This is a genomic window from Bacillus sp. PK3_68, assembly GCF_003600835.1.
Classification (GTDB): domain Bacteria; phylum Bacillota; class Bacilli; order Bacillales; family Domibacillaceae; genus Pseudobacillus.
This window is the reverse complement of record NZ_NQYC01000002.1, coordinates 228,659-254,010: the sequence shown is the minus strand read 5'-3', so window position 1 is coordinate 254,010 and position 25,352 is coordinate 228,659. Positions and strand designations below refer to the sequence as shown.

23 protein-coding genes are annotated in these 25,352 nt (G+C 38.6%); 21 read left to right on the top strand and 2 right to left on the bottom strand.

Annotated features, from left to right (window positions below):
* Positions 1-65 precede the first annotated feature (65 nt).
* The 7 genes from CJ483_RS23585 (at position 66) to CJ483_RS23555 (ending at position 5,093) form a co-directional block, all read left to right on the top strand.
* The gene (locus tag CJ483_RS23585) at positions 66-1,244 is read left to right on the top strand and encodes a DUF418 domain-containing protein (RefSeq protein WP_120038608.1); all 1,179 of its coding nucleotides are present in this window, start codon (positions 66-68) and stop codon (positions 1,242-1,244) included.
* On the top strand, positions 1,241-1,471 hold the full coding sequence (locus CJ483_RS23580) for a hypothetical protein (RefSeq protein ID WP_120038606.1): 231 nt from the start codon (positions 1,241-1,243) through the stop codon (positions 1,469-1,471). Before CJ483_RS23585 ends, CJ483_RS23580 begins: the two co-directional genes overlap by 4 nt.
* The gene (locus CJ483_RS23575; RefSeq protein ID WP_120038604.1) at positions 1,472-1,738 is read left to right on the top strand and encodes a hypothetical protein; all 267 of its coding nucleotides are present in this window, start codon (positions 1,472-1,474) and stop codon (positions 1,736-1,738) included. It abuts the gene before it with no gap.
* Between the two features lie 662 nt (positions 1,739-2,400).
* Positions 2,401-3,294, top strand: a complete 894-nt coding sequence (locus tag CJ483_RS23570) for a putative RNA methyltransferase (protein WP_259455853.1) — start codon at positions 2,401-2,403, stop codon at positions 3,292-3,294.
* A 109-nt stretch (positions 3,295-3,403) separates the two neighbouring features.
* A complete protein-coding gene (locus tag CJ483_RS23565; protein ID WP_182917200.1) occupies positions 3,404-3,883 on the top strand; it encodes a GrpB family protein in 480 nt (159 codons plus the stop codon).
* 350 nt (positions 3,884-4,233) lie between these two features.
* On the top strand, positions 4,234-4,521 hold the full coding sequence (locus tag CJ483_RS23560; protein ID WP_481747761.1) for a PadR family transcriptional regulator: 288 nt from the start codon (positions 4,234-4,236) through the stop codon (positions 4,519-4,521).
* Entirely contained in the window at positions 4,518-5,093 is a 576-nt protein-coding gene (locus CJ483_RS23555; RefSeq protein WP_259455852.1) for a DUF2812 domain-containing protein, read from the top strand. The genes CJ483_RS23560 and CJ483_RS23555 overlap by 4 nt, the downstream gene beginning before the upstream one ends.
* Before the next feature lie 377 nt (positions 5,094-5,470).
* Here CJ483_RS23555 and CJ483_RS23550 read toward each other — a convergent pair whose 3' ends face one another.
* Both CJ483_RS23550 and CJ483_RS23545 read right to left on the bottom strand, forming a co-directional pair.
* The gene (locus tag CJ483_RS23550; RefSeq protein ID WP_120038599.1) at positions 5,471-6,520 is read right to left on the bottom strand and encodes a DUF418 domain-containing protein; all 1,050 of its coding nucleotides are present in this window, start codon (positions 6,518-6,520) and stop codon (positions 5,471-5,473) included.
* Positions 6,521-7,124: 604 nt separating this feature from the next.
* Positions 7,125-9,179 carry a LamG-like jellyroll fold domain-containing protein gene (locus tag CJ483_RS23545; RefSeq protein ID WP_120038597.1) on the bottom strand — a complete coding sequence of 685 codons (2,055 nt, stop codon included), beginning with the start codon at positions 9,177-9,179 and terminating at the stop codon, positions 7,125-7,127.
* Between the two features lie 419 nt (positions 9,180-9,598).
* On the opposite strand from CJ483_RS23545, the gene CJ483_RS23540 reads away from it, so the two are divergent.
* The 14 genes from CJ483_RS23540 to CJ483_RS23470 all read left to right on the top strand — a co-directional run bounded on the left by CJ483_RS23540 (position 9,599) and on the right by CJ483_RS23470 (position 25,312).
* Complete coding sequence (locus CJ483_RS23540; RefSeq protein WP_120038595.1) at positions 9,599-10,612, top strand: DUF3231 family protein; 1,014 nt, start codon at positions 9,599-9,601, stop codon at positions 10,610-10,612.
* A gap of 176 nt (positions 10,613-10,788) precedes the next feature.
* Positions 10,789-11,025: a DinB/UmuC family translesion DNA polymerase gene (locus CJ483_RS23535; protein ID WP_182917199.1), complete on the top strand. Its 237-nt coding sequence runs from the start codon at positions 10,789-10,791 to the stop codon at positions 11,023-11,025.
* A 168-nt stretch (positions 11,026-11,193) separates the two neighbouring features.
* The gene (locus CJ483_RS23530; RefSeq protein ID WP_120038591.1) at positions 11,194-11,637 is read left to right on the top strand and encodes a DUF4181 domain-containing protein; all 444 of its coding nucleotides are present in this window, start codon (positions 11,194-11,196) and stop codon (positions 11,635-11,637) included.
* Positions 11,638-12,549: 912 nt separating this feature from the next.
* Positions 12,550-14,070, top strand: coding sequence for an NADH dehydrogenase subunit 5 (locus CJ483_RS23525; protein WP_120038589.1), 1,521 nt, complete (start codon positions 12,550-12,552; stop codon positions 14,068-14,070).
* A gap of 14 nt (positions 14,071-14,084) precedes the next feature.
* On the top strand, positions 14,085-16,706 hold the full coding sequence (locus CJ483_RS23520) for a DUF2309 domain-containing protein (RefSeq protein WP_120038587.1): 2,622 nt from the start codon (positions 14,085-14,087) through the stop codon (positions 16,704-16,706).
* Positions 16,707-16,767: 61 nt separating this feature from the next.
* The gene (locus CJ483_RS23515) at positions 16,768-17,286 is read left to right on the top strand and encodes a carbonic anhydrase (protein ID WP_120038585.1); all 519 of its coding nucleotides are present in this window, start codon (positions 16,768-16,770) and stop codon (positions 17,284-17,286) included.
* A 105-nt stretch (positions 17,287-17,391) separates the two neighbouring features.
* Positions 17,392-17,760 carry a Na-translocating system protein MpsC family protein gene (locus CJ483_RS23510; protein WP_120038583.1) on the top strand — a complete coding sequence of 123 codons (369 nt, stop codon included), beginning with the start codon at positions 17,392-17,394 and terminating at the stop codon, positions 17,758-17,760.
* Between the two features lie 787 nt (positions 17,761-18,547).
* Positions 18,548-19,198 (top strand): GntR family transcriptional regulator, encoded by a 651-nt coding sequence (locus CJ483_RS23500; RefSeq protein ID WP_120038581.1) that lies wholly within the window; start codon positions 18,548-18,550, stop codon positions 19,196-19,198.
* Positions 19,199-19,228: 30 nt separating this feature from the next.
* Complete coding sequence (locus tag CJ483_RS23495; protein WP_120038579.1) at positions 19,229-20,158, top strand: ACP S-malonyltransferase; 930 nt, start codon at positions 19,229-19,231, stop codon at positions 20,156-20,158.
* A gap of 55 nt (positions 20,159-20,213) precedes the next feature.
* Positions 20,214-21,833: a malonate decarboxylase subunit alpha gene (gene mdcA, locus CJ483_RS23490; RefSeq protein ID WP_120038577.1), complete on the top strand. Its 1,620-nt coding sequence runs from the start codon at positions 20,214-20,216 to the stop codon at positions 21,831-21,833.
* A gap of 14 nt (positions 21,834-21,847) precedes the next feature.
* Complete coding sequence (locus tag CJ483_RS23485; protein ID WP_120038575.1) at positions 21,848-22,705, top strand: triphosphoribosyl-dephospho-CoA synthase; 858 nt, start codon at positions 21,848-21,850, stop codon at positions 22,703-22,705.
* 15 nt (positions 22,706-22,720) lie between these two features.
* A complete protein-coding gene (locus CJ483_RS23480) occupies positions 22,721-23,032 on the top strand; it encodes a malonate decarboxylase subunit delta (protein WP_120038573.1) in 312 nt (103 codons plus the stop codon).
* A complete protein-coding gene (mdcD, locus tag CJ483_RS23475) occupies positions 23,013-24,698 on the top strand; it encodes a biotin-independent malonate decarboxylase subunit beta (protein ID WP_120038571.1) in 1,686 nt (561 codons plus the stop codon). The genes CJ483_RS23480 and mdcD overlap by 20 nt, the downstream gene beginning before the upstream one ends.
* Positions 24,689-25,312, top strand: coding sequence for a malonate decarboxylase holo-ACP synthase (locus CJ483_RS23470; protein WP_120038569.1), 624 nt, complete (start codon positions 24,689-24,691; stop codon positions 25,310-25,312). The genes mdcD and CJ483_RS23470 overlap by 10 nt, the downstream gene beginning before the upstream one ends.
* The last annotated feature ends 40 nt before the right edge of the window (positions 25,313-25,352 follow it).

The window sequence follows — 25,352 nt, the reverse complement described above, 5'->3', positions numbered from 1 at the left end:
AGTTTTGGTAAGATTTTCAGTCTACATTATACATATAAGGATAACGATTAAGGAGAGGTTCTGCAATGTCATCAAAGCGTGTGAAGAGCATTGATAGTTTACGTGGATTTAGTTTATTAGGTATTTTGCTAGCAAACCTGCTGATTTTTCAATACGGCATGATAGGGAAAGATCATGTGACTGGTTTGTCCTGGATTGATAAAGGTGCCTATTATATAACAAAAGTTTTAATCGAAAGCTCGTTTATGCCCATTTTTACTTTACTGTTCGGTTATTCATTAATTAAGCTTATCGAATCGATACGAAACAAAGGGCGCAAAAGCCGATGGGTAATCGTAAGACGGGCCATCGGTTTAATATTGCTAGGACTTTTACATGCTACTTATTTATGGGAAGGGGATATTTTATTATTCTACGGTCTGACGATGTTTTTCCTACTCATTTTTATTAATAGAAAGGCCAAAACATTAATGATTTGGAGCGGTGTGTTTTTCACTTTGAGCACAGCCCTTATGTATGGGCCGCTAAACGATTTAACGGAGAAAGAGCAAACCAAATACGATGCTTACGTGGAACAGGAACACAAGGTTTATGAAAACGGCAGTTATTTAGAAGTTTATGATTTTCGTAATAACGCTATTCCACCGTATTATGATGATCCAATCGAACTGCTATTTGTTCTCTTGCTTTCGCCATTTGTCTATGCGCCGCTGTTTTTAGCAGGAATGGCTTTTGCCAAAATGAATGTATTTGAAAATATACGGGCGGAACAAAAACTATACAAATATGGATCATATCTTGTGCCACTCGCTATCGTATGCAAAATAATGGGCCAATTTACTAGTAACTGGGAAGGGATTTTAGGAAATGCTGGCGGGCAACTGTTAGCATTAGGATATGTGTTTTTATTTATGCGTGTATTAACAAGCGGCAAATTTGCTAAGTTCATATATGCATTTGAGCAGGTAGGAAAGCTTTCATTGACCAATTATTTAGTACAGAGCGTTATTTGTACGACCATTTTTTATGGCTATGGATTCGGGATGTTCGGAAAAATGGGCGTATTCGCTGCAATGATCATGGGGATCATAATTTACGCCCTTCAATGTGTGATAAGCATTCAATATTTTAAAAAATGGAAGCGTGGCCCGGTCGAAATGCTCCTGCGTATGTGGACAAATTTCTCATTGAGCGGACGCCTGAAGGAAAAGAAAGGGATGGTTCAAAGAGGAGAAGCCTCATGAAAGTATTTCAATGCGTCATCTATTTAGCTCTTATCTTATTTTTTGGATACAGAATCATTGAAATGCTGCCGCAACTTCTTCATATTCCATTCGGTTGGGATGCAGGACATATGCTTATTAGGATTTTGCTCCTTTTTGTTTTCTTGAACAAATTAATCAAATTATGGGCAAAGCGCGATGTTCAAACAGCAGAGCCTTTACACTACGACAAGGGAGATAAGATATAAATGAATGATTGGTATCGATTGTGTATAATCCTGCTTGTATTTGCCGTCCAACATTTGTTATCCACTCGGGATAAACCGTATTGGGGGCTTATTTTACCCTTCTTATATTTAGTCACATTAACATTTTTACACACATTAGGAATGGTTGAATGGTCAATGGCAAAATTAATTTTATTCGTTATGATTGGTGAACTGTTTTTGTTTGGATATTGGATTAGCGGAAGAAAGGCTTTATATAATCGAAGAGTAAATGAATTGAAACAATAAATTATTAAATCGAATCCAACCTCGTCGTGACAAGCAGAAAAAAGGGTAGATCACATAAAGCTTAATTTTATAACGTGACAACAACTGCCCTGACGGCAGTGTTACCAAAAGAGGAGTGTTACAGCACTTCTCTTTTTTTTATATCTAAACTACGCCATATAATCAAACTTCATTTTTAAGTTATAATTTGTTTAAAGCCAACAAGCTCATGTTGGCTTTTTTGATGCTTGTCCAACCGGGGGGACCGCCTGGAAGGACTTTTATCTAAGAAGGATTGACTCTTTTTTTACTAAAACGAGTTTGCTAAAAAAGATATAGAGGAAAAAGGGAGCAATTGTCGTTCGAAACACGGTGTTTAAATGATCAAACTTTGTGATAAAATTGTGGCCTTGAAATAAAGCTTAATTATTTATCAAAAAGTCTGATCGTTTATGAAAAAGCTTTGCAAGTACGACAAAGACTCGTTATTATTTATCTGTAGGTTTAATCCTATCTATGTAAAAAAGGAGTTAGTTTCATGATTATTCAATTCATTCGTTATAGATAAAAATGGGTATAGACTATTTTCAAATCCAACTCATGTTTTTTTTGAAAATATGATGAGGGTTTATTTGTCTATGCCTTTTTCATTTATCTAAAAACGAATGAATGAGGTGACTTCTTTGTTACAGGAGAATAAAAGAATAAAGAGTGCGAAATATGTGAGCCATTTTGAAGGCATTTTTGCTTGCCCAATTTGTAATTCATCTATGAAGGTTATGGAGTTTAAAAGTTTAGTTTGCTCAAATCATCATACGTTCGATTTTGCCAAGCAAGGATATGTAAACTTGATGACTCACTCAGTAAATACCAAGTATAGCAAAGGTCTTTTTGAAGCACGAAGAAAACTTATTACCGAAGGTGCATTTTATAAACCGCTCATCCATGAAATTGCAAAAATGATAGATGAACACGCTGATAAGACAGAAGAAATACTATCTATACTTGATACAGGCTGTGGCGAGGGTTCACATCTTGCTGATATTTGCGATATTGTTAGGTCTGGCTTTTTCAAAAGCGTAGCAGGAGTAGGCATAGATATTTCTAAAGAAGGCATCATGGCAGCTTCTAAGCGCTACTCTAATAAGATTTGGGCTGTGGCTGACCTTGCTAACACACCATTTAAAAACAAACAGTTCGATGTTATTCTGAATATCTTATCTCCGTCAAATTATGCCGAATTTAATAGATTGTTGACATCAGGTGGCTTACTAATTAAGATTGTGCCTCAAAGCGGTTACTTAAAAGAGTTAAGAGAACATCTTTTTCATCATTCTGAGAAACAAAATTACTCTAATTCAGAGACTGTAAAGAGATTTAATGAGAGGTTTCAATTTGTAGAAAGTTCAAGATTGAGCTATACCATAAACCTTAATAAATTCTCACTTGAATGGTTGGTTCACATGACTCCGCTAACTTGGTCAATAACAGAAGAGCGGGTAGAATCTTTTTTTAATGAGGATTCCACTCAAATAACTGTTGATGTGGACATATTAATCGGTAAACATGCCATATAGAAAAAACAAATAGTCTTTTTTTCAACTAACAGACGCTTTAGTGGAGTAAGGGGCTTTAAAATAACAGGTATTCGGATTGTTTGTGTGAAAAAGCAAGGGGGTGCGTTTAATGAATATAAAAGTTGTAGGTTATAATCAAAATTGGAACAATGAGTATAAAAAAGAAGAACTGTCTATTAAGACTTTTCTTCAAAAAGAACTGTTGAATAGTTTCCATATTGGCAGTACATCCGTTCCAGGTCTAAAAGCAAAACCTATCATCGATATTCTACTTGTCGTCAAAGACATCAGTAAATTAGATACTTACTCTGAACAAATTGAAAGCATTGGCTATGAAGTCATGGGTGAGTTCGGAATAGAAGGAAGAAGATACTTTCGTAAAGGCAGGGATAATCGGACTCATCACATTCATGCTTTTCAGTATGACAATGTACAAGAAATTGAAAGACACCTGTCGTTTAGAGATTATCTTCGCCAACATCCAGAAATAAGTAAAGAATATGGAGAATTAAAAAGTAAATTAGCTGAAAAATATCCCACTGACATTGATGGCTATTGTGATGGTAAAGACAATTTTGTCAAAAAATAGAAAAGAAAGCCCTTGAATGGCATTGGTCAATCCGTTAATACTAAGAATTTTTTAGAGATAATAAAGTTATTTAAAAATCCTTGTTTCACTAATGGAACAGTTTAGTTGTAAAAGAACAATGAACAAGAACATCATTTACTTTTAGATTTAGTGAAGAGCCCGGCATAAGGGTTCTTCTTTTACTGTATAAGAAAGGGATCATAAATTAATGTATCATTTTGTGATATAACTCTAGACATATATATCACATCATGATATATTGTTTACAGATAGATATATCGTTTTATGATATATCCTAAGGTGATATAGAGGGTGATAGATTGAATAAATCGGAGCAATTAACAGACTCAATGTTTTACATTATGGCTGCTTTAACGAAACCAAGGCACGGTTATGCAATTATGAGCTTAATTGAAGAAACAACAAAAGGTGCCATTACGATAGGTCCTGCTTCAATGTACACGATTATTAAAAAGTTATTAAAACAAGAGTGGATTTGTTTGTATGATGGTTCGGATTCAAGGCGTAAAACCTATCTGCTTACTGAAAAGGGCAGAGACGTATTAGAAGAAGATGTGAAGCTAAGAAAACAGATGATTCAATTAGCGGAAGCTGGGTTGAAGGAGGTTGAAGAATGAGACAAACAAAGTATATTACGTCAGGTGGATTAGCTTTTTCTGAAGATAAGGACATGGAAAAATTGCGCCGATTTTCTTTGAAGGGATGGCATGTCAGTGACTTTAAGTTTATGGGGTATACGCTTGAAAAAGGAGAAAGCTCAGATTATATCTACAGTGTAGATTATCGTTCATTAAAAGAGGATGAAGAAGAGGAATACTTTGACTTTTTTTCATCCTGTGGATGGTCGCATATTGCCTCAGAAGGAGATATTCATTTATTTCGAGCACATCCTGGTACAAAGCCGATTTATAGTGACCGTGATACATCGGTTGAAAAGTATGAAAATTTAATTAGTTCCATGAAGCTCCTAGCAATTCCGTTAGTTTTAATAACAGTACTCACATGGGTTGGAGCGATGATAAGCTCTGGCACCTTAGAATCAGTACTTCGTGTAATAGCTATTGTTTTCACTGTGTTTGCCATTCCGACAGCGTGGACTGTAACTGCAACCTACAACAACAAATGGAAGGCAAAAGAAAAAAAGGACTCGTTCATCTATCGAAAACGATACCTATCCTTCTTTTCTTAGTGGCTGTTATTATTTTGTTATTTGTCGATGGCAGTCCCATTCAACTTATAGCGTCTATGATCATTGGAGCAATCGCACTTCCAACTGCTATTTGGGTCATCATGTCTCTTTATCATAAAATGGGGGAGAAGAAAGCTTAGTATAGGAGTCAAATAATAAAGTCTTTAGACATGGTGAGCTATCAAGTGCGTTAGTTCAATAGGAAGCAAATAACTTTATTATCTGTACACAATTAACTCGTCATGGCTGCCGTCTATTTTTATTATTTTGACCATTATACTTTGAATCAGTTTAAAAGGCAGACAAAATGCGCTGATATTTGCGCATCTCGTCTGCCTTATTATTGTTCAATTGAATACAAGACATTCATAGCGTCATTACTTCCTCATGGCTGCTGTATTCCTGCCATATGTCATAAATCGCCATACTTTTTCTAATGGCCCCATCTTAAAGAATTTAAACCAAATGACGCTATAAATGATTTGAATCGTAAAAATAATGATGGAAATAATGACAATGTTTATCGGCGAAACCACTTCAAGATCCATGATTGAAATGATGGCCAGCCCGATAAAGCTTTGTGCCCAATAATTTGTAAACGCCATCTGACCAACCTTGGCAATCGGCTGCAGAAGTTTTGCCATGCGTTTATTTTCTAGGATGACAAACATGCTCGATAAGTATAAATAGGTTGTCGGTATTGTACCTAAAGCAATGATTTCTTGAATATGTTGATCGTTACCTTGTGAGGCGAACCAGATCCAAATAGAGAAACCGATAAACAATGGAAAGGTAACGATTTGGAGCCATCTTATCTGAATGGACAAATCACTTATTTTTCTAATCCAATTCGCTTTAGCTGCTAAAAATCCAGATAAAAACATAATGAAAATAGTAATCGCATCATTCCCAAGAAAGGTAAAAATCTTTGAGAACATCCCCATGTTTGGAGCAAAGACCACCAATAATAGCGATAAGATGTGCACTGTAATCAATCCGCCAAGCCACTTGCTAATTGTTGACACCTTTGCCCGATAAAAAGGGATCAGAAGGAAGCCGATAACGGCATAGGGTACTAGAATAGAACCCCAAAAAAATAAAAAATGAATAATACCGATTAACAACAGAGCGAATAAACGTCTGGCAAAGCGCCAGCGTGGCTTATCCCCACGACTTTCAGCACGCGAGGCAAAAATATAAAACCCCACACCAAATAGAAAAGAAAAAATGGAAAAGAATTTTTTCTCTACAAGAATATCGGTTAATACAGCAACGATTCCGTTCATACCGTTATAATCTGGAATCACCGTGTCATCAGTAAGGATTTTAAAGGCCCCTACATTAATTAACAAAATCCCAAATAAAGCAAAACCACGGATAATATCTAAGGAAATGATTCTTTCCTTTTGTGTAATGGATGGATTCATACTCTACTACTCCCTTTTAAAAGTTATCTTTGTAAAGCGAGTATAACGCCCCAACCTTACACGAATTTAATGTAAACCTTACATTAACCTTAAAACATTAAGTACCATAAAGCCGCAGGTAAAAGGATACTTTGCGGCTTTATGGTATCATTTCACAGAGTATAACCTTATTTTGCGCTGATTGTGGAAAAGAATAAATGAGCAACACCGAAAGGACAAAGAGGGGGAAGACGAAATTAAAAATGTTATGCTGGAACTTCATCAACGGGGAGACTATCCATATTATTACTCTATAACTTAACTTGTAGGTTTTAATAGGGGAAACGATTTTTTATACCATTAGGCTTGTAGCATTTCAAATTCCTCAAAGTCTTATATTCGAATTTTTCTGGTATTTATATAATTTCACAAACAGGCTATTTCATGGAGTAAGACTTATTGGGCGAACGAGGCATGTTAATACAATAAAGCAGACAGTCCTATTAGTCGCCTTGATTAAATAAAAATATAATTTCTCTCTTTATAAAAGGGAATAAAAGAGAATTAATGAAAACAGATACATTTTTCTTAATAATGAAAAATGCACCTGTTTTTTTTACTTTTCTTATCTTTTGTTTTGAAATACTGCTGGAGGGAGTTGTGAATCCCAATTCTCAGGGATATCTAGTCGTAGCGCATGAGCAATGACGGCAGCAGTATCTATATTTTCTACATCAGACAATACGGTGCCAGGCTTAATAGACTTTCCTTTAGCAGTCCAGAAAATGGTCTGTTCTTCTGGGGAGGAACCACCATGACCATAACCTTTCCCACCATGATCCGTTGTGATGATAATTAGAGTATCCTTCATCAGTCCTTCTTCTTCTATAGCTCGGACAATTTTTCCAACTTGCTGATCCGCTTTTTGTAATGCCTCATACCATTTCAGGCTGCCATAGCCATGGTTATGACCTGCACCATCCACTTCATCCAAATGAACAAAAATATTGCGACTGTTTTTACCTTCTGCTTTGATATAGTCCACCGTTTTTTGTGTCGTATTATTATCGTTCCCACCATTTACTTTATAAGCACCTGAAGAATCTTCAATAATTCCTTTGTTGATCGGTGACCATGTAGTAAAGGAAGCTTGATTAAGCATAGGACGCTCTTGTTTCAGCAATTTCATATAAGATGGATAAGGATTTTTTTCAGGGTAAGGATTACCTGTATTTTCATTGTTCAAACCATGTTTTGAAGGTACAACCCCATGGAGCATGGATCCCCAGTTATGCCCACTAATCGTGGGCATCATTGCTTTTGCTTCATATGTTCCAGCGCCTTCACTCATTAGCTTCTGTATATTTCTTGCGTTTGCTTGTGGGTCTTTTACCCCGTTTCCTGCTCCATCGATACCAATGAATACTACTCGCTTATAAAGAAAATCTTTCTTGTAAGGAGCCAGTTTATCTTTCATCATTTTCACATCTAAGTGATCCACTTTTTTATCATCGTTAATATCCGCTATCTGCGCATGTTTCCAACGTTTGTCACCTTCGCGACTATTTTTGTTTTTCTGGATGAGTTTTAGATCATCTTCCGTTAACAACCCATCTCCCGACACGTCAATGGAGTTGGATATATGTACGTTAGCTGTAGCTGTTTTGCCTCCATCCACTGTTTTGGCCGTAATCGTTGCTTCGCCCGCTTTCACTGCAATGATTGTAGGACGGTCGTTAATCATTTCGATTTTCGCTACTGTTTCATCACTAGAAATCCATTCCACATCCTTTACCGTTGCATCTGATGGAGAAACCGTTGCTGTCAGTGGCATCGGTGCTCCTGCCTTCAGATTGAGTTCAGTTTGATCCAAAGAAATTGATTCTACTGGTGTCGGTTGAAGTGGAGGTGCACTATCATACATGGCACGGACTTCCGATTCGCTCAAAACATTTCGATAGATTTTAAGATCATCCACTGCGGCAGTAAGAGTAGAATCATAATTACCTGTGCCATCTTGTCCGATTTTCGTCGTATAGGAGGTATCAAGAGTTCCTTTCATTCCAGAAATATCGATAGAATGGACTAAGCTACCATCTTTATAAAAGCAGGCACTTCCCTCACGATCATGCGTAGCAACAATGTGATGCCATTGATTATCAGCTACATTTTCCATATGATAATCTTTTCGTGCGCTTCCGGATGTCTTGAAGTTCCAATCAAGTTGTTTTGAGCTGTTCAATGATAAATTCCAACCTGTGTTGCTTCCAGAATTCCAACTCTTATTTGAAATAATAGCAGGGTCTCCTTCAATATTGTCTGATTTGATCCAGAAGGCAACAGAAAAATCTGTGGCCTCCCCAAAACGTAAATCGTCACGATTGCCCAAGTCTACATATTGTCCTTTTGATGTAAATTTAATTGCTTGATCAATTCGTCCTTGAACATACCCTGGATTGCCTTTGATTTGAGGAGTTATAGCACTTGAGGAGCTATCGACTACATTGTTGTTAAAATTAATGTCAAGAACTGTTCCTTCATTAGCAAATGCAACGGATGACATACTGCTGTTGGATAAAACATTAAATGGGGTATCTGCACTTGTTACAGAAAGTGACATCGCCAAAGTTAATGAAGTTCCCACTACTACTTTTTTAAACATGTTAGATTTAGAGTTCATTCATTTACCCTCCAATTTAAAATAATCTGACATGTCCAATTGTAGGGAGGGAATGTAAATATATGAGTAGACTTTTGTGAATTTTTTTTTAAATGCCGGCAAAAAAACACAATAAATAATATGAAACTTCATTAAAATTCTTAATATTAATTTGTTTTAATTGGTTTTTGGGATTGCATTTTACCAAAGTTTGAGAATCCCTGTTATGAGTGTTTTTCTTTTGATCTTTAAACTTCTGTCGGGCTGTTCAATTAAAGGACCATTAAATAGAATAATGCTTTTGACCTGCAAAGTCACTCATCATTTACCTACAGTTATAAAACTTTTCACATTCTATATGTTGTTTTAGGAGGGCTCGTATATATTTTCCAATAAAGGACATATTATTTTCTGATGTACACAATATTGGAGGTTGTACAATGAAAAGCAATCATAATCAAATGAGATTAACATCTACTGAAATGGGAAAACTTTGGGTAACTTATACAGGGAATACGATGGCCAAATGTGTTCTTAGTTACTTTCTTCAGCATATCGATGATAAAGATATCAAAAAAGTCGTAAAAAAAGCCCTAAATCTATGTGAGACGCTTATAGAAAATATTAAAGATATATTTATCCAAGAAAATTTTCCTGTGCCAATTGGGTTTACGGATGAAGATGTGAACTTAGGTGCTCCAAGGTTATTTGCAGATGAATTTTATCTTCATTACTTAAAGTATGCGGGTAAAGCAGGAATGAGTATTTATTCAATAGCCATACCTATAATGGCGAGAAAAGACATAAGGGATTTCTATATTAAAACGCTTAACTCTACAATAAATTTAATAACTGAGGTTAACGATACATTAATGGCAAAGGGACATTATACAATGCCTCCACAAATTCCAACACCAGACAAAATTGATTTTGTAGAAAAACAAAGTTTTTTAAAGGGCTTTTTGGGAGATGTTCGATCTCTTCACGCATTAGAAATTTCACATCTCTATGATAATATTGAAAATAATGTAACAAGTAAGGGATTGTTAATTGGTTTTAGTCAAGTGGCCAAAGCTGAGAGAGTAAAAAATTTTCTTTTAAGAGGAAAGGAAATTACAAATAACCAAATAGAAGAATGTTCACAGCAACTGCATAAAAATAACTTGCCATCTCCTCCGTTACTAGACGACCTAGTAGGTACTTCGACCTTTTCTCCTTTTTCGGATAAATTAATGGTAGGGCATAAAATAGATATGTTTTCCATGAAAATTAGGTCTTACGCCAATGCTATGTCACTTAATGGAAGACGTGATCTTGGGGCAATGTATGCTCGATTTCTAATGAAGATTGGGGTATATGTAGAAGATGGTGCTAATATTATGATTGATCATGGATGGATGGAACAGCCACCAAAAGCAACTGATCGTAAAGAACTTGCGAATAATAAGGATTAAAATATAAGGAACAGATTGACTTTGCAAATAATATAAAAGCTGAATTTGATATAAATTTGTATGCGAACCCTTATGATGAAAATTTTGAGGACTAAAAAAGGCAATTATTCTTCAACTAACAGGGGGCTTTAGTTAAATAAGGAATACCAGAAGAACTCGACGGGACAGGATTCTTTTTGTTTGCTCAAAAATCATTTTCTAAAAGCCAAATATTACTGCGTGATTATTATAACGAACGAGAGATTATGGTTGTGATTCATGAAATGGTCGATGAAGTAGCGATGAGACTTCGTTTGCACCATGCAGCAGCAAGGAAAATCACTCTTGCTATTAGCTATTCTCGGGACATTGAAGAGAGGGACTTAAACATCAAACGCAGCTGCCTAGACAGACAAACTGCACGAAAAACCTGAATACTCAATTTGAAAAACTGTTTAAGACATATTAGAGAGAATAGCCTGTTGCCATCAGGAACCTTGCTGAAAAGAGCTAATCATGATGAGGGATAGACGAAGGTATGGATTGGCAAGCGAGTTGAAAATATGGAACATAATTCCATTCGTTGATATGATTAGGGAAAGATGAGTGAAAAGGCGGTGAGGAAATCGGATAGGAATGAAGTGTACGCATGGATAGCGTTATTAATTGCTTTTGTGTCGCTGAGTATAGCATTTGGAGTTATAGTAAGAAGGAGGTTAAGGGTGGAGAGGAAATTCTGGTTTGCTAATCATTACATTAATGGATTGCATAGAAAACTAGATTGGACGATTCGAATTGTTTTCATCTTTGTACTCGTAGGGTTTATCTATAGTAGTCCTTATAGCGGAGAAGAAACGATTCTGCAATCCGAGCGATGGTTTCTTCTCCCTATTCCGTTTTTAATGATGACGGAAACTGTACGAGCGGTAATGGAGTGGAAGTACGATGAAAATCGAAAGGCTTATCTAGCAACCATTTTAGAGATGTTATTTATGTTATGTTTAGTATTACTTATTATAGGTACCGATTTTTTTGGCATCATTTAAAACTACATTTTGAGATGGATGACTGATTCAGCCATTGAATGAAACAATCCCAAAAGCCTTTTATCTATGGAGCAGCAGAAGGTTGGTAATGTTTTTATACGTTTAAGTACAGTGCATGCTCGGGAGTGAAATCACGATGATCAATATATTCTCTGAATTTTAAAGGATCGTCTAGCGATATATACTTTGCTTCCGGGTTCTCTGAAAAGTAGGAATAGGGATCTGTATAGTCTATGACAAGAAAAAAATGATGAACAGTAGACAAATACTCTGCAGTAAACCACTTTTTGATAAGTCTGTAAAGGAATACGCTAAGCTAAAACGATAGTTTGCAAAACATATTATTTATTAAAAAAGGAATGGATACTTTATTCTGCGTATTCCAACATCTAAGCTGGGTTCTATTAAACTAGTGTAGGAAGACTTTCCTATTGACAGTTTTTAAAATATGGCATAACTTATACTTAACTTAATAATCGACAAATATTATTTCTGTCCCTTTTAAATAATTAGGCCTTTAGCATTCTTTTAATATTTAATATTGACTGGATGAAAAAGCATCCTAATATAAACAAGGAACAGTCACATAAATTAATTTATTTCATCCTCAATAGATTAAATTAAAGTGATACCGATGTCTTCTTTAGAAGGAAATTAAAACATAAGTTAAAATGACCTATAAAAGGTAGCACTTCAAAAAACTTCGCTGAAGTTAGTTGAAGTGAAGCCGACAACTTTAATAGTTCAATGATTGAAAATTATCATTGAACTATCAAAGCTGTCGGTTTTTTTATTGGAAAAATAACATGTAACTAGCAAAAAAACAAAACTGCATGAAATTATCGAAAAAATATCGCCTGAATTAAAAGGACTTCTTGTACGTTAACACTGCTTAAAAAGGGAGAATATGAGATGGTAGTTTCGCTGAATTTGTCATCATTGTTAACATTATTTTTTGTTGTGCTTATTGCTTCTGGGCTAAGTGGACTATTGTTTTTACATCCACGGATACCCTTGAGTTTTGTTCGCATTCATATTGGTATCGTGGCTTTACCGGCTTTGATTTCCTTGGTGGCTCTTGCTAATAGTAATGTAAATGGAAATGTGGGTTCTTGGTACTTGGATTCCTTAGCTTGGTTAATGGCTTTCTTTGTTCTTACAATTGGTTTAATCATTCAGCGTTTTTCTGTACGTTACTTAATGGGAGATCGCCATTATCGTAAGTATTTTACCCTTTTTACATTCACTACAGGTGTTGCTTCAACTGCATGGTTAAGTGCGGATCTCCGCTTGATGGTCGTATGTTGGGGAGCAACTCTCCTCGGGTTAACCTTGCTGATAAGGTTAAATAGTGCTTGGAAAGTAACGAATGAAGCAGCCAAGGTTGCTGGCCGATTATTTATATTAAGTTGGTTTTCTTTGTTGTTTGCGATGATTTGGCTTTTTCAAGTCACAGGTCAATGGCAGTTACCATTAGCTCTAACAACTGACAGTTTGGCTCAACTTGCACCATGGGAAAGAACAGGGATTAATTTATTGATTATATTAGCAGTGGTAGTTCCTGCAGCTCAGTGGCCTTTCCAACGGTGGTTAATTGAGTCTGCTGTTGCCTCGACTCCTGTTTCAGCGATAATGCACGCAGGTTTAGTAAATGCAGGCGGGATTATGCTAACTCGATTTTCCCCTCTCTTTGATAGGGACATAGCTTTGGTTGTGTTACTTATTCTTGCCAGTATTTCTGTATTGATTGGATCCGGAATTAGTTTAGTTCAGGTCGATTATAAACGTCAGTTAGTAGGCTCGACGATCGGACAAATGGGATTCATGCTTATTCAGTGTGCATTAGGTGCGTATATTGCAGCTATTATGCATCTTATTTTACATGGTTTGTTCAAGGCTACGCTGTTTTTACAGTCTGGCTCGGCGGTGCGCCGTTACGAAGTGTCACCTCGCGTTGTTAATGAACACTCATCCTATTTATGGATCATTGCTGGCCGGTCTTTAGGCTTAGTTGTAGGGGTTGCTTTTTGGCTCACGGCTCCTGGAGAGGGGTATCAATTGATTAGTGCCTTAATCTTAGGGTGGTCATTGTCCGTTTCTTGGACACAGCTCGTGGCTTTTGGAGAGGGGAGAATTGGTCGAATTACTGGCTTATCACTTTTAGGAGGAATGGCCCTCGTTTATTTTATCATTCATAACCTCTTCTATGAGTGGTTGCATGCAACCGTTTTTCAGAGTGCTCAACCTCCGATATCAGTTGTTGTCATTGTTGTATGTCTCTTACTATTTGGTAGTGCGATAGGCAAGTGGATTGCTCGTAATCGTTCTTCTGTTTCCTTCGCAGTACTCTACCTTTGGTTAGTACGGTTAGGTGAAGCGAAACCAAAGTCAGTAGAAAGTCATCCAAACTACCTTAAACAATATTTATCATAAGGAGGCGATCAGTGATGGGTGTATCTGTATTAACGAAGGAACATTTTAAAATAAAAGATACAAATATTGATTTTCAAGAAATTGATATTAACGTTTTAATAGAAGCAGCTAGCCAAGTGATTGCACCGCTTGGACCTATTTCTACCTTTGCAGCGCGTAGTCCGTGGCTGGGACTTGAAAAGCAATCTTTTGACCAGGTTGCAGGTCGGTTAAAAACTACTCGTGATATTGATATATACCCTAGTGCCTCTATGATTCTCTCGGCGAAGAATAAGGGAGAGATTGATGAAACTTATGTGGAAATGGGGCTGCAGCATTGGCTTGATTCACATCCATTTAACATCCCACAAGACGTGGCAGAGCAATTTTGCCATGCCGCACTAAAATTAGATCCACTACCTTCTACTCTTTTGTCATCACCTAAACTGGAGCAGTTAGCAGATGAGTGTGGTGGATGGAAGAGGGACAACATCGAAAATTCTTCAATGCAACCAATAAGTTCGCAGATAGAAAATCAAGATGGGGAAAGATTAGTCGATATTCTTGATCATCATGTCATCAAGTGGTGCAAATTATTTCTTGATGACTCTCAGGCAGGTTGGACAATGCCAAATCGTGAGGAAGGTTTCTATCGTGCTTGGAAGCGTCTCATTCAATATGATCCAGCTCTTGGCAAAAAGCAGCGTGAAAGTTTAAAAAATTGGCCGCAAGAGGCACATTTGGCTTTGCAAGAAGCATTGTTCGCACTAGAAATTCCCGAGTCAGACATACAGGCTTATCTTGAAAGTCATTTACTTTCCTTACCTGGATGGGCAGGCATGATGCTTTGGCGTTCTCGACAATCGAGCCATGAGCAGGCACTCCTAACAGACTATTTAGCGGTTCGAATTTCTATGGAGTGGGCACTTATCAAGCCGTACTTCCCTTTGGCCAATCAACGATCAGAGAAAAAAATCTCAGTTGCTCCCCTTTTAGCATCTTGGATTCATTGGGGGAACCTTACAATCGATGAATGGTCACAGATGTCAGCGGCTGAACAAAGCGAATATTTATCATTTGCTTATCGTTTTGATGAGAAGCTTCGCAGGAAACTTTGGTTAGAAGCTTGGGAACAAACCTACACAGATCAATTAAGTCAGAAGATTATCTCTAAACAATGTGAGACCGACAATAAAAAATCTGTGTTAGCCCAATTGGCATTTTGCATTGATGTACGATCAGAGCCTTTTCGTCGTCAACTTGAAAAAGAAGGTCCGTTTGAGACGATTGGAATTGCCGGTTTCTTTGGCTTACCGATTGCAACTAGTGAACTCGGGTGTAATCACAGTCATCCTTCCTTGCCGGTTATACTAAAGCCTCAACATCAAATAAAAGAGTCTGCAGATGAAAATGAATTCAAATCATATCAACAGCGTAAACAGACAGTTAATTCCTTAAGCTCTACATTTAAAATGATGAAACAGAATGTACTTTCGAACTTACTTTTACCTGAGCTAAGTGGACCTTGGCTTAGTCTACAAATGGTAGCACGTAGTTTTATGCCTAGGGGAGCAGATCGTTTTATTCATAAGCTTCATGAGACTTGGTTACGTAAACCTAATACAACGCTCTCACTTAATCATGTTCCCAATACAGAAGCGGAGATGCCTGTTGGTTTTTCAGAAGAAGAAAAAGTGGCTTATGCACGCCAAGCTCTGAAAATGATGGGGTTAACAAAGAATTTCGCGCCATTAGTCGTAATATGTGGACATGGCAGTAAAAGTACCAACAATCCCTATGCTGCGGCTCTCGACTGCGGTGCCTGCGGAGGGGCGGCAGGTGGATTCAACGCTAGAGTTCTAGCTACTTTATGCAATCTTCCTGAAGTAAGAGAAAAACTTTCTTCTGAAGGAATTAAAATCCCTGAGGACACCGTTTTCGCAGCTGCTGAGCATAAAACAACGGTGGATGAATTACACTGGATTTATGTTCCTGAGCTTTCCGAGGCTGCTAAAGAAGCCTTTGATCGTATCGAAGCTATTATGCCGAAAGTGAGCCACAATGCAAATGCAGAACGTCTAGCCCAATTACCGAACATCCATAAAAAATGTAAAAATCCGAAGGCGGAGGTACACCGATTTGCGAAAGATTGGAGTGAGGTACGTCCGGAATGGGGACTAGCTCGTAATGCCGCTTTTATTATCGGTCAACGTGAATTAACTAAAGGTTGTGACTTGGAAGGTAGAGCCTTCCTTCATAATTATGATTGGAATCAGGATGAACGGGGTGATATCCTAGCTAACATCATTGCAGGACCAGGAACGGTGGCCCAATGGATTAATCTTCAATATTACGCTTCAACAGTAGCACCTCATTATTATGGCAGCGGAAATAAAGCAACTCAAACCGTTACAGCGGGTCTCGGTGTTATGCAGGGAAATGCAAGTGACTTGTTAGCCGGACTGCCTTGGCAATCCGTTATGAAATCAGATCACGAGGTTTATCATTCTCCTCTTCGTTTGCTGATTGTCATCCAAGCACCTAGCAAATATATAGAAAGATTATTAAATAATGACTCCGGGTTTCGAGAAAAAGTTCAAAATGGATGGGTTCGACTTGCTAGTATTGATTCCAACGGACGTTGGGAAAACTGGTAACTGCTATTAACTGTTTGCTGCTTAATCAGCAAATTATAAGCATAAAGAAGGGGTGTATTATATGAATTTAGATAAAAATCAAAAAGCATTGTTTTTAACGGGCATGGAAAACGAGTTGGAGCCTATTTTACAAGAAGTGACTAATATTCGGCCAGAAAACATGCTGACCGTACAGTGCTATGGTCCTGTCATTTCCAATCCTTATGGAGATATAATGAGGTCGGTTATTATTGCTATTTATCAGGAAAACGTTGAGGAGATTTTTGTTGTAGGGACAAAAGATAGGGAGACTGCCTCGGTTAATGCACTTACTCAACTTGATTCAATGAAAGACAAAATACAAACATTGGATTATCTTTTTCAAAATAGCAGACCTGAATATCCGGGTGGTACAGTTAATGAGTGGCTAAATGGAAAAGAAAATGGTAGTGACAATATCGAAAACTGTGTGAATACGATTCATCATCATCCATTAGTGCCGTCATATGTTAAAGTTCGAGGTTTAATAGTTAATACTAAAGATGAAAAGTTCTCAATTGCTGAGGTTCCTATTAATAAAACAGCGTCAACGCTTACCTAATCATCATTTAGTATCTTGGGGTGGAGGAGGGAGGAACTTGGTCTCCCTCTAGAAATAGCTAGTGAAATAAAAAATAATTTTTGTTCTGTAGGAGACGTGAAATTTATGAAAACATCTAAAGGTTCTTATGAATCTGAGATAAGTAAGGCAATTACTCAATGGGAAAAGGACTTTCTTGGGCGTGGATCTGTATCTGTTAAAACAGATATATTACGGGATATGATAATTGTGAATTTACAAGGCATTTTAACACCAGCTGAATATACCGTTTGTGAAACAAAAGAAGGACTGCTAACTATAAAGAAAACCCGTTCGGAATTAGTTGAATCAGGTATAGAAGATCTCAAGGATATTATACTAACTATTACCGGAGAAAAAGTAAAAAGCTTTCATACTGATATAAGCTCACGTACAGGTGAGCGAGTAATGATATTTAGATTGTTTAATGATCTCGAGAAAAAAATTTTAATGTAAAGAAATACAGGGATGTCACCTTGAGGGTTATACTATTTTAGTAAACAATACATATCATAATGCCTGCGATAACGATTCGAGCAAAGTTAAGGGCTGAAATACATTGGTTATTCTAATGTTTTAATATATAAATGACCTTGTTAACAGGATAGAAAATCATCCGCTGGCTGACAGGGAATAGCCAGGAAGAGTTAGAAGCGCAATTGGAAAAACAGACAGACAATGGAATAAGATCACAGCAATGATCGAACTTGGTTGCTGTAAGGGTTATTTTAAGTATAAAAATCATTAACAGAAAAGCACTGCAAACAGCTAATTTCTAAGCTGGCTGCGGTGCTTTTTTAATACAATCTCCTAAGAAGCAATTGAACACTCCTATTTGAAAATCTTCCTCTTACTAAATTTTGATCACAATAGGTTAAAGAGAGGTCCTCGTAATGACAATTCTAAATTTCTAGTTACACTAAAAACGATCCTCAACAATCTGGCTCAGTTGTTGTACAGAATTAAAAGAGAAATCTTTAGCTATCTTTATTTTTATTCTAAAACTTATAATAATGTTAACACCGTCCAATAATTGGGCGGTGTTGTGTGTGTTTATATATTTTTTGGATAGATAATATCAATAAAGAGGTGCAGGAACTTAGAAAAAGGATAAGGGATTTATCATAAGGAAAGGATGACTATTTAAAATATTCAAAAAATATTGAATTATATTTTTTCACCGTATATACTATAAACAACAGTCGACAATAGACAATAGAAAGAGACCAAGGAGGCTTTCATCATGAAATCACCAAATTTAATCAATAATGCGCTATCTAATTCAATAGCAGAGCATATTACAGAACAAATTATCACTGGTGAATTGAAACCAGGTGACAAGTTGGTGGAAATTAACTATGCCGAAGAATATGGAACAAGCCGGGCACCAGTACGAGAGGCTATTTACTTGCTTGCTATTGAAGGACTTGTGGAAAGAATCCCAAGAAAGGGCGCCATTGTTAAAGAATATACGAAAAATGAGATATATGATCTTCTTGAAATTCGAACTATGCTTGAAAATATGGCATTGGAGCGGATTAAGAAGCATGGACCTAATCAGGATCTAATACAGGAAATGATAGACCTTCTTGAGAAAATGAAGACAGCGGATGGGATACATTTATACACACAACTAAATCACTCTTTTCATATGTGTCTTATTAAGATGAGTAAGAGCGAAACAATTAAAAATGTGTATTTACGACTTGGTTGGCCGCTATTAAGAATTCAAAGTTTGTCTTTTGCTAATGAAGGCAACATCGAAAAGTCAATTGTTGAACATGAAACTATTATTAAACTTTTAAATGAACAAAACTTAGATGAATTAACTCATGTTTTAAATAAACATAACGAAGATGTTATTTCTAGTATTCAAAAAAAATTGCATTCATAGTCAATTGTTCAAAGCGAAGAGGTGAATATATTGAAGACCGCTTTTTTGTTCCCAGGTCAAGGATCACAAAAACCGGGAATGATGAATGAGTTGCCGTCACACACTGCTGTGAAAGAATTGATAGATTTGGCAAGCAACCTGCTTAATGAGAGCGTATTCAATTTTCATACAGCAGAATCTCTTGCTTCAACAAAGGCGGTACAACTTTCACTCTTCATCGCTGGAGTGGCTACTTTTAAAGCATTTGAAGCGGAAGGGATAAAACCGGATTTTGTGGCGGGACATTCCGTTGGTAGTTTTGGAGCAGCCGTTGCTGCAGGTGTAATTGATTTTGAAGATGCTTTGAAAATAGTGAAACTGCGAGGAGAGTTAATGGAGCAGGCTTATCCTACAGGTTACGGCATGGGGGTCGTGCTGGGAATGGATGTTCACGATTTACAGGTGATCGTTAACCGTTATTCAAATGACAAATCCCCCGTTTTTATTACCAATCAAAATGCACCGGATCAGCTGACGCTTTCAGGTGAATTATGTGGGATAAAAAGAGTGTTGAAAGAAGCAGGAGAGAATGGAGCACGTTGCGCTTCAATGCTGAATGTCCGTACGCCCTCTCACTGCTCCCTCTTAGCCCCTGTTTCAGATGCGCTAACTAAAGCACTTCAAAATATTGAATTTCATCGTCCGGTTATTCCTTATGTAGGTAATCGAACTGCACGTTTACTGTATAATTCGGTCGACATTCGACTAGATCTCGCAGAAAGTGTTTCTTCAGCTGTTAGGTGGCACGATGCTTCTTCTGTTCTTTACGAAAAAGGAACTAGGCTATTTATCGAAATGTTTCCTGGTAATGTATTGTCTCGATTAGCCGTAAAAGCCTTTCCGGATGCGAGAGTAATGTCGATGGAGGAGAATGGGTTTGATGATTGTCTATTTATAGCCCAACACAAAACGTCAAAATAAAGGAGGATGGAATGGTGAAAGCGATGCAGCAGGCAGTAAATAAAAAAGATCTTGGATAAAAAGACTTGAAGCGAAGAATAAGCGTGTTGACAGTGTTAAGGATCTTGTTAATGGAATAGTGATCCCGACAGATCGCATTGTTGACGTGTTGGAGAAGTTGATCAGACCTGGTGACCGCGTTGTTTTAGAGGGAAATAACCAAAAGCAGGCTTCGTTTCTTTCGAAAGCGCTTGCACAGACCAACCCAACCAGATTGTTTGATTTACATATGATTATTTCTAGTATTTCAAGACCAGAACACCTTGATCTTTTTGAACATGGGATTGCGAATAAAATTGATTTTGCCTATGCAGGGCCTCAAAGCCTTCGGATGGCGCAAATGCTTGAAGATGGCAAATTGACGATGGGAGAAATTCATACATACATTGAACTGTATGGCCGTCTTTTTATTGATTTGATTCCATCAGTCGCTCTAGTAGCGGCTGATCAGGCTGATTGCCACGGAAACTTGTATACAGGTCCAAATACAGAGGAGACCCCAACATTAATCGAAGCAGCTGCATTTCGTGACGGGATTGTTATTGTACAAGTAAATGAACTGGTTGATGAATTGCCGCGTGTAGATGTTCCAGGCTCTTGGATCGATTTTATTGTTGTCGCCAAAGAACCGTATGAACTTGAGCCGTTATTCACACGCGATCCGCGTCATATTACAGATATTCAAATCCTGCAGGCAATGATGGTGATTCGCGGTATTTATGAGAAGCATGGGGTACAGTCATTGAATCATGGGATCGGTTATAACACGGCCGCAATCGAATTGCTATTACCAACCTATGCAGAATCACTTGGATTAAAAGGGAAGATCTGCAAGAACTGGGCATTGAACCCCCATCCAACAATGATTCCAGCTATTGAAAGTGGCTGGGTTGACAGCATTCATTGTTTTGGTGGAGAAATAGGCATGGAAAAATATGTTGCCGCTCGTCGCGACGTCTTTTTTACTGGACCTGATGGTAGTCTACGATCGAATCGTACTCTTTCACAAATGGCTGGGCAATATGCTGTTGATTTATTTATCGGCTCCACACTACAAATAGATCAGGATGGAAACTCTTCTACTGTTACACGGGGGCGGCTGGCAGGCTTTGGAGGGGCACCGAATATGGGACATGATCCCGGTGGAAGACGGCATTCAACCCCAGCATGGTTAAATATGATGACATCTGATGATCCGCTAGCACGCGGAAAAAAGCTTGTTGTGCAGGTTGTGGAAACATTTCAAGCAGGGAACAAGCCAGTTTTCGTAGAGTCGCTCGATTCAATTGACGTAAAAAAAGACACTGGTCTCGCAACCGCACCGGTCATGATTTACGGTGGTGATGTAACACACGTTGTGACGGAAGAGGGAATTGCTTACTTATATAAAGCGGATAGCTTGGAAAAACGAAGACAGGCCATTGCAGCGGTAGCTGGTGTTACACCAGTAGGATTAACGCATGATTCCAAAAAAACAGATGAGTTACGCCAAGAAGGGTTAATTGCTCTTCCTGAAGATTTAAACATTCGCCGGACAGACGCTAAGCGATCATTGCTTGCAGCAAAAAGCATTGAAGAGATTGTCGAGTGGTCAGACGGATTATATAAGCCGCCGGCAAAGTTCAAAAGTTGGTAAATAGGAGGAATGAAGTGAACAGTAGAAAATATTCTTTTAGCTACTTTGTTGCCGAAGCAGCTGTGCGCTCTTTAATAGAAGAAGCAGAGCTTACACCGAAACCTGGGCTTGTAGATCAAGCTAACACCGGCGCTCATAACGATCTAACGATTCACTTAATGAGAAAATCAGCGAGATCACTGAAAGAAACGTTTATAGAAATGGCAGACGCCAGCTATGGACTCACCCCTTCACAGTCTCTGCGGGAAAAAATTGCTTTGATCGGCCGTGAAGGTGAAAAAAGAATGTATGAAGCAACCAGCGGTGCCAATACACATAAAGGTGCAATTTGGGCGCTCGGTCTACTTGTTTCAGCGGCTGCGATGGGAAAAGGCACTTATACAATAGAAGAAGTTGTTTCAAAGGCGGGTGAAACAGCACGTTTTTCGGATAGGTTTTGTCCCATTGTCCCCACTAACGGCGACAGAGTCAAAATTAAATATGGTGTAGAAGGAGCAAGAGGAGAAGCACAGCAAAGTTTTCCACATATTATGCAGGTTTCGCTGCCGATGTTAAAGTGGGCACGAGAAAGCGGAATGACAGAAGAAGCGGCTCGGTTAAGCGTACTTCTATCATTGATTGCCCATTTGGATGATACATGTATTTTGCACAGGGGAGGAGCAGAGTCGCTAATATTTGCTAAAGTACAGGCAAATGTATGGCTAAAGAATAAAAAACTTGAACAGCTGAAACAACTAGATGAAGAGTTTACGAGCCGCAATATTTCACCGGGCGGGAGCGCTGACTTGCTGGCGGCGACACTTTTCTTGGATAAAATGCAGGCGGAAGAAGCGGCTTATTTTGTCCAAAAAGAATATGAATCTGCGTATTAAATGGAGGTGCTTCATTTGGAGAGAATCACATATACATTTCCTGCCACAAAAACAATTAGTCGGCGGGCTCATGTAGGGGTCGTCGGGTCGGGGGATCTAGAAATTTTAATGGAGCCCTGCAGCAATTTTCAAACTGAAATAACTATTCGTACAGGCATTACAGGATTCAAAGGCACTTGGGATGCGGTTATCAGGCGCTTTTTTGCCCAGCATGATGTTGCTGCGAAAGTAAAAATCAATGATTTTGGCGCAACACCGGGAGTAGTGACGATACGCTTAGCGCAAGCATTGGAGGTGAGCGGTGTTGATGAAAGCGTTAAGAGCTAGTTTTACAGAGTGTAATGGACGTGAACGGGCAATAGAACTGTTAGACAGCGGGTCGTATAAAGAATTACTTGGCCCATTCGATGGCTTTGAATCTCCCCATCTGGAGACTCAGGGAATTGTACCGCAAAGCGATGACGGAGTTACTGTAGCGAAAGGAACATTGAACACCCAGCCAGCGGTTGTCATTTCAATGGAGGGAGATTTTCAAGGCGGGGGAATAGGCGAAATATCGGGAGCAAAAATTGCCGGCGCACTTGAAAGGGCGTTAATAGACTGCGAAGCAGGGGTTATGACGGTTCCTATTTTCGTATTTGATACGGGGGGAGTAAGACTGCAAGAAGCAAATTATGGCCTATTGGCTATCGCAGAAATTGGTGCGGCTATTGTGGCTCTTCGTCGTTACGTACCTGTTATCGGAGTCATACCTGGAAAAATTGGTGCGTTTGGCGGCATGTCCATTACAGCAGGGCTTTGCAGCGCACTTATTATGACGCGGGAAGGCCGGCTGGGGCTAAATGGACCAGAAGTGATTGAGCAGGAGGCGGGCATCCGTGAATTTGATTCACAAGACCGGCAGCTCATCTGGAGAACGGTTGGTGGAGAGCAACGGACAGCTTCAGGGTTTGCAGATATGTTAGCCGAGGATGATGTAGAAGCTATCAAGGAGGCTGTTACTTCCGTTATAAAAGGAGAGATTACGCTCTATCCGCGAACGGAACAAGTAGAGCGGTATCAAACATTTTTGTGGCTGGTTAATCCATTGCAACGCTTGTCATCCGAAGAAGTACGAGAGTTATGGAGCCGCTCGGAAAAAGCAGTTCAGGATGAAGCAGAGGTTGTTCTAGATAGCTATAAATCAACAAGCCGAGGAAAGACATGGTTTGATTTACTGCGAGGGGATGCTGAAGAAATCAGTGATATTCCTTCTGTTCGTGTCGCTGATAGTATGATAGGGGATAAGAAAGTACGCTATATTGCAGTTGTTCCAGATACCCATAACCGTTTTCCGAGGTCTCGAAGAGGAGAGGTTGGTTTAGAAGAGGGTTGGTCCATTGCGAAATTTGTTCGTGAAGCCATTGAATTGGACCAAGAAGATGAAAAACGTGTGATCGTGGCCATTGTAGATGTACCAAGCCAGGCATACGGATATCATGAAGAAATGCTTGGTATTCATCAAGCGTGTGCGGCGGCTGTTGATGCATATGCATCCGCAAGGTTAGCCGGTCATCCAGTTATTTCATTCATTCCAGGCAAGGCCATTTCCGGTGCCTTTTTAGCACATGGAATGCAGGCGAACCGGTTAATTGCGCTGCATGATCCAAAGGTAAATGTGCATGTTATGTCTAAACAATCAGCGGCCCGCATTACACAGCGAAGTTTAGATGAGTTAGAAAAAGCTACAAAAAAAGTGCCAGCGATGGCTTATGATATTGATTCTTTTGAAAAGCTTGGTGCTTTATTTTCAGTAGTTGATGGAGTGGAAGCTGATGCTCCAGGGGAAAAAGACCGCGATGTGATATATATGGAAATTCAGCGCGCGGTTGAGGATGTCCAGATGAACGGCTCGACAGATTTAAGCGTTCGTTTATCGTCGTCTTATGCAAGAACAGTTGGCCGGCCTGCATCTATCCTGGTTAGAAGGAAGCTGAATGAACAATGGAGTTAAACCCGCATGATTTATTAAAAATAAGAACTATAAAGGAGTTGATCAGCTATTCCTCTATGCCTGGATGGGTAACAGTTTCCTTAACGAATGCCCCTTATGTTGTTGTGCGGCGAGCAAGGGCTCCTGAGGGATTCGTCGCTGTCGGTGTTAGAGGCTCCAAAAGAAATGAGCGATTTGCGGCTTTTTTGCCCATTGAGCACATAGCGGAGCGAATTACGCCGGAACAGCTGGCTGATGAAAGAGGATGGCGTGAAAGATCAAAGGAGATCTTCCATCGTTTAGAACAGGTTAGTGACTTGTTAAAAAAATATCCTTATCCGTGGGGGCCGACGGGAAGTGTCGGTTTTGAACTCGCAAGCGGGAAAGAAACGGTCACAAAGAACAGTGATATTGATATCGTGATTCGCTCGCCGGCGGGGTTAACAATCGAGATTGCTAAAGAGATGAAACAAGAGTTGGAGAGAATACCAGCTCGGCTGGATGTTCAGGTGGAAACAGTTGATGGAGCTTTTTCGCTCAGTGAATATATCATGTCGGAAGGGAAAGCTATTTTGTTTCGTACGATGGACGGTCCGCTATTAAAGACGTTTTATATACCGGCGCTGAAAAAATAAAAGAGCATCTCAAGAACAGCCATTTTAAAAAATGTGTAAA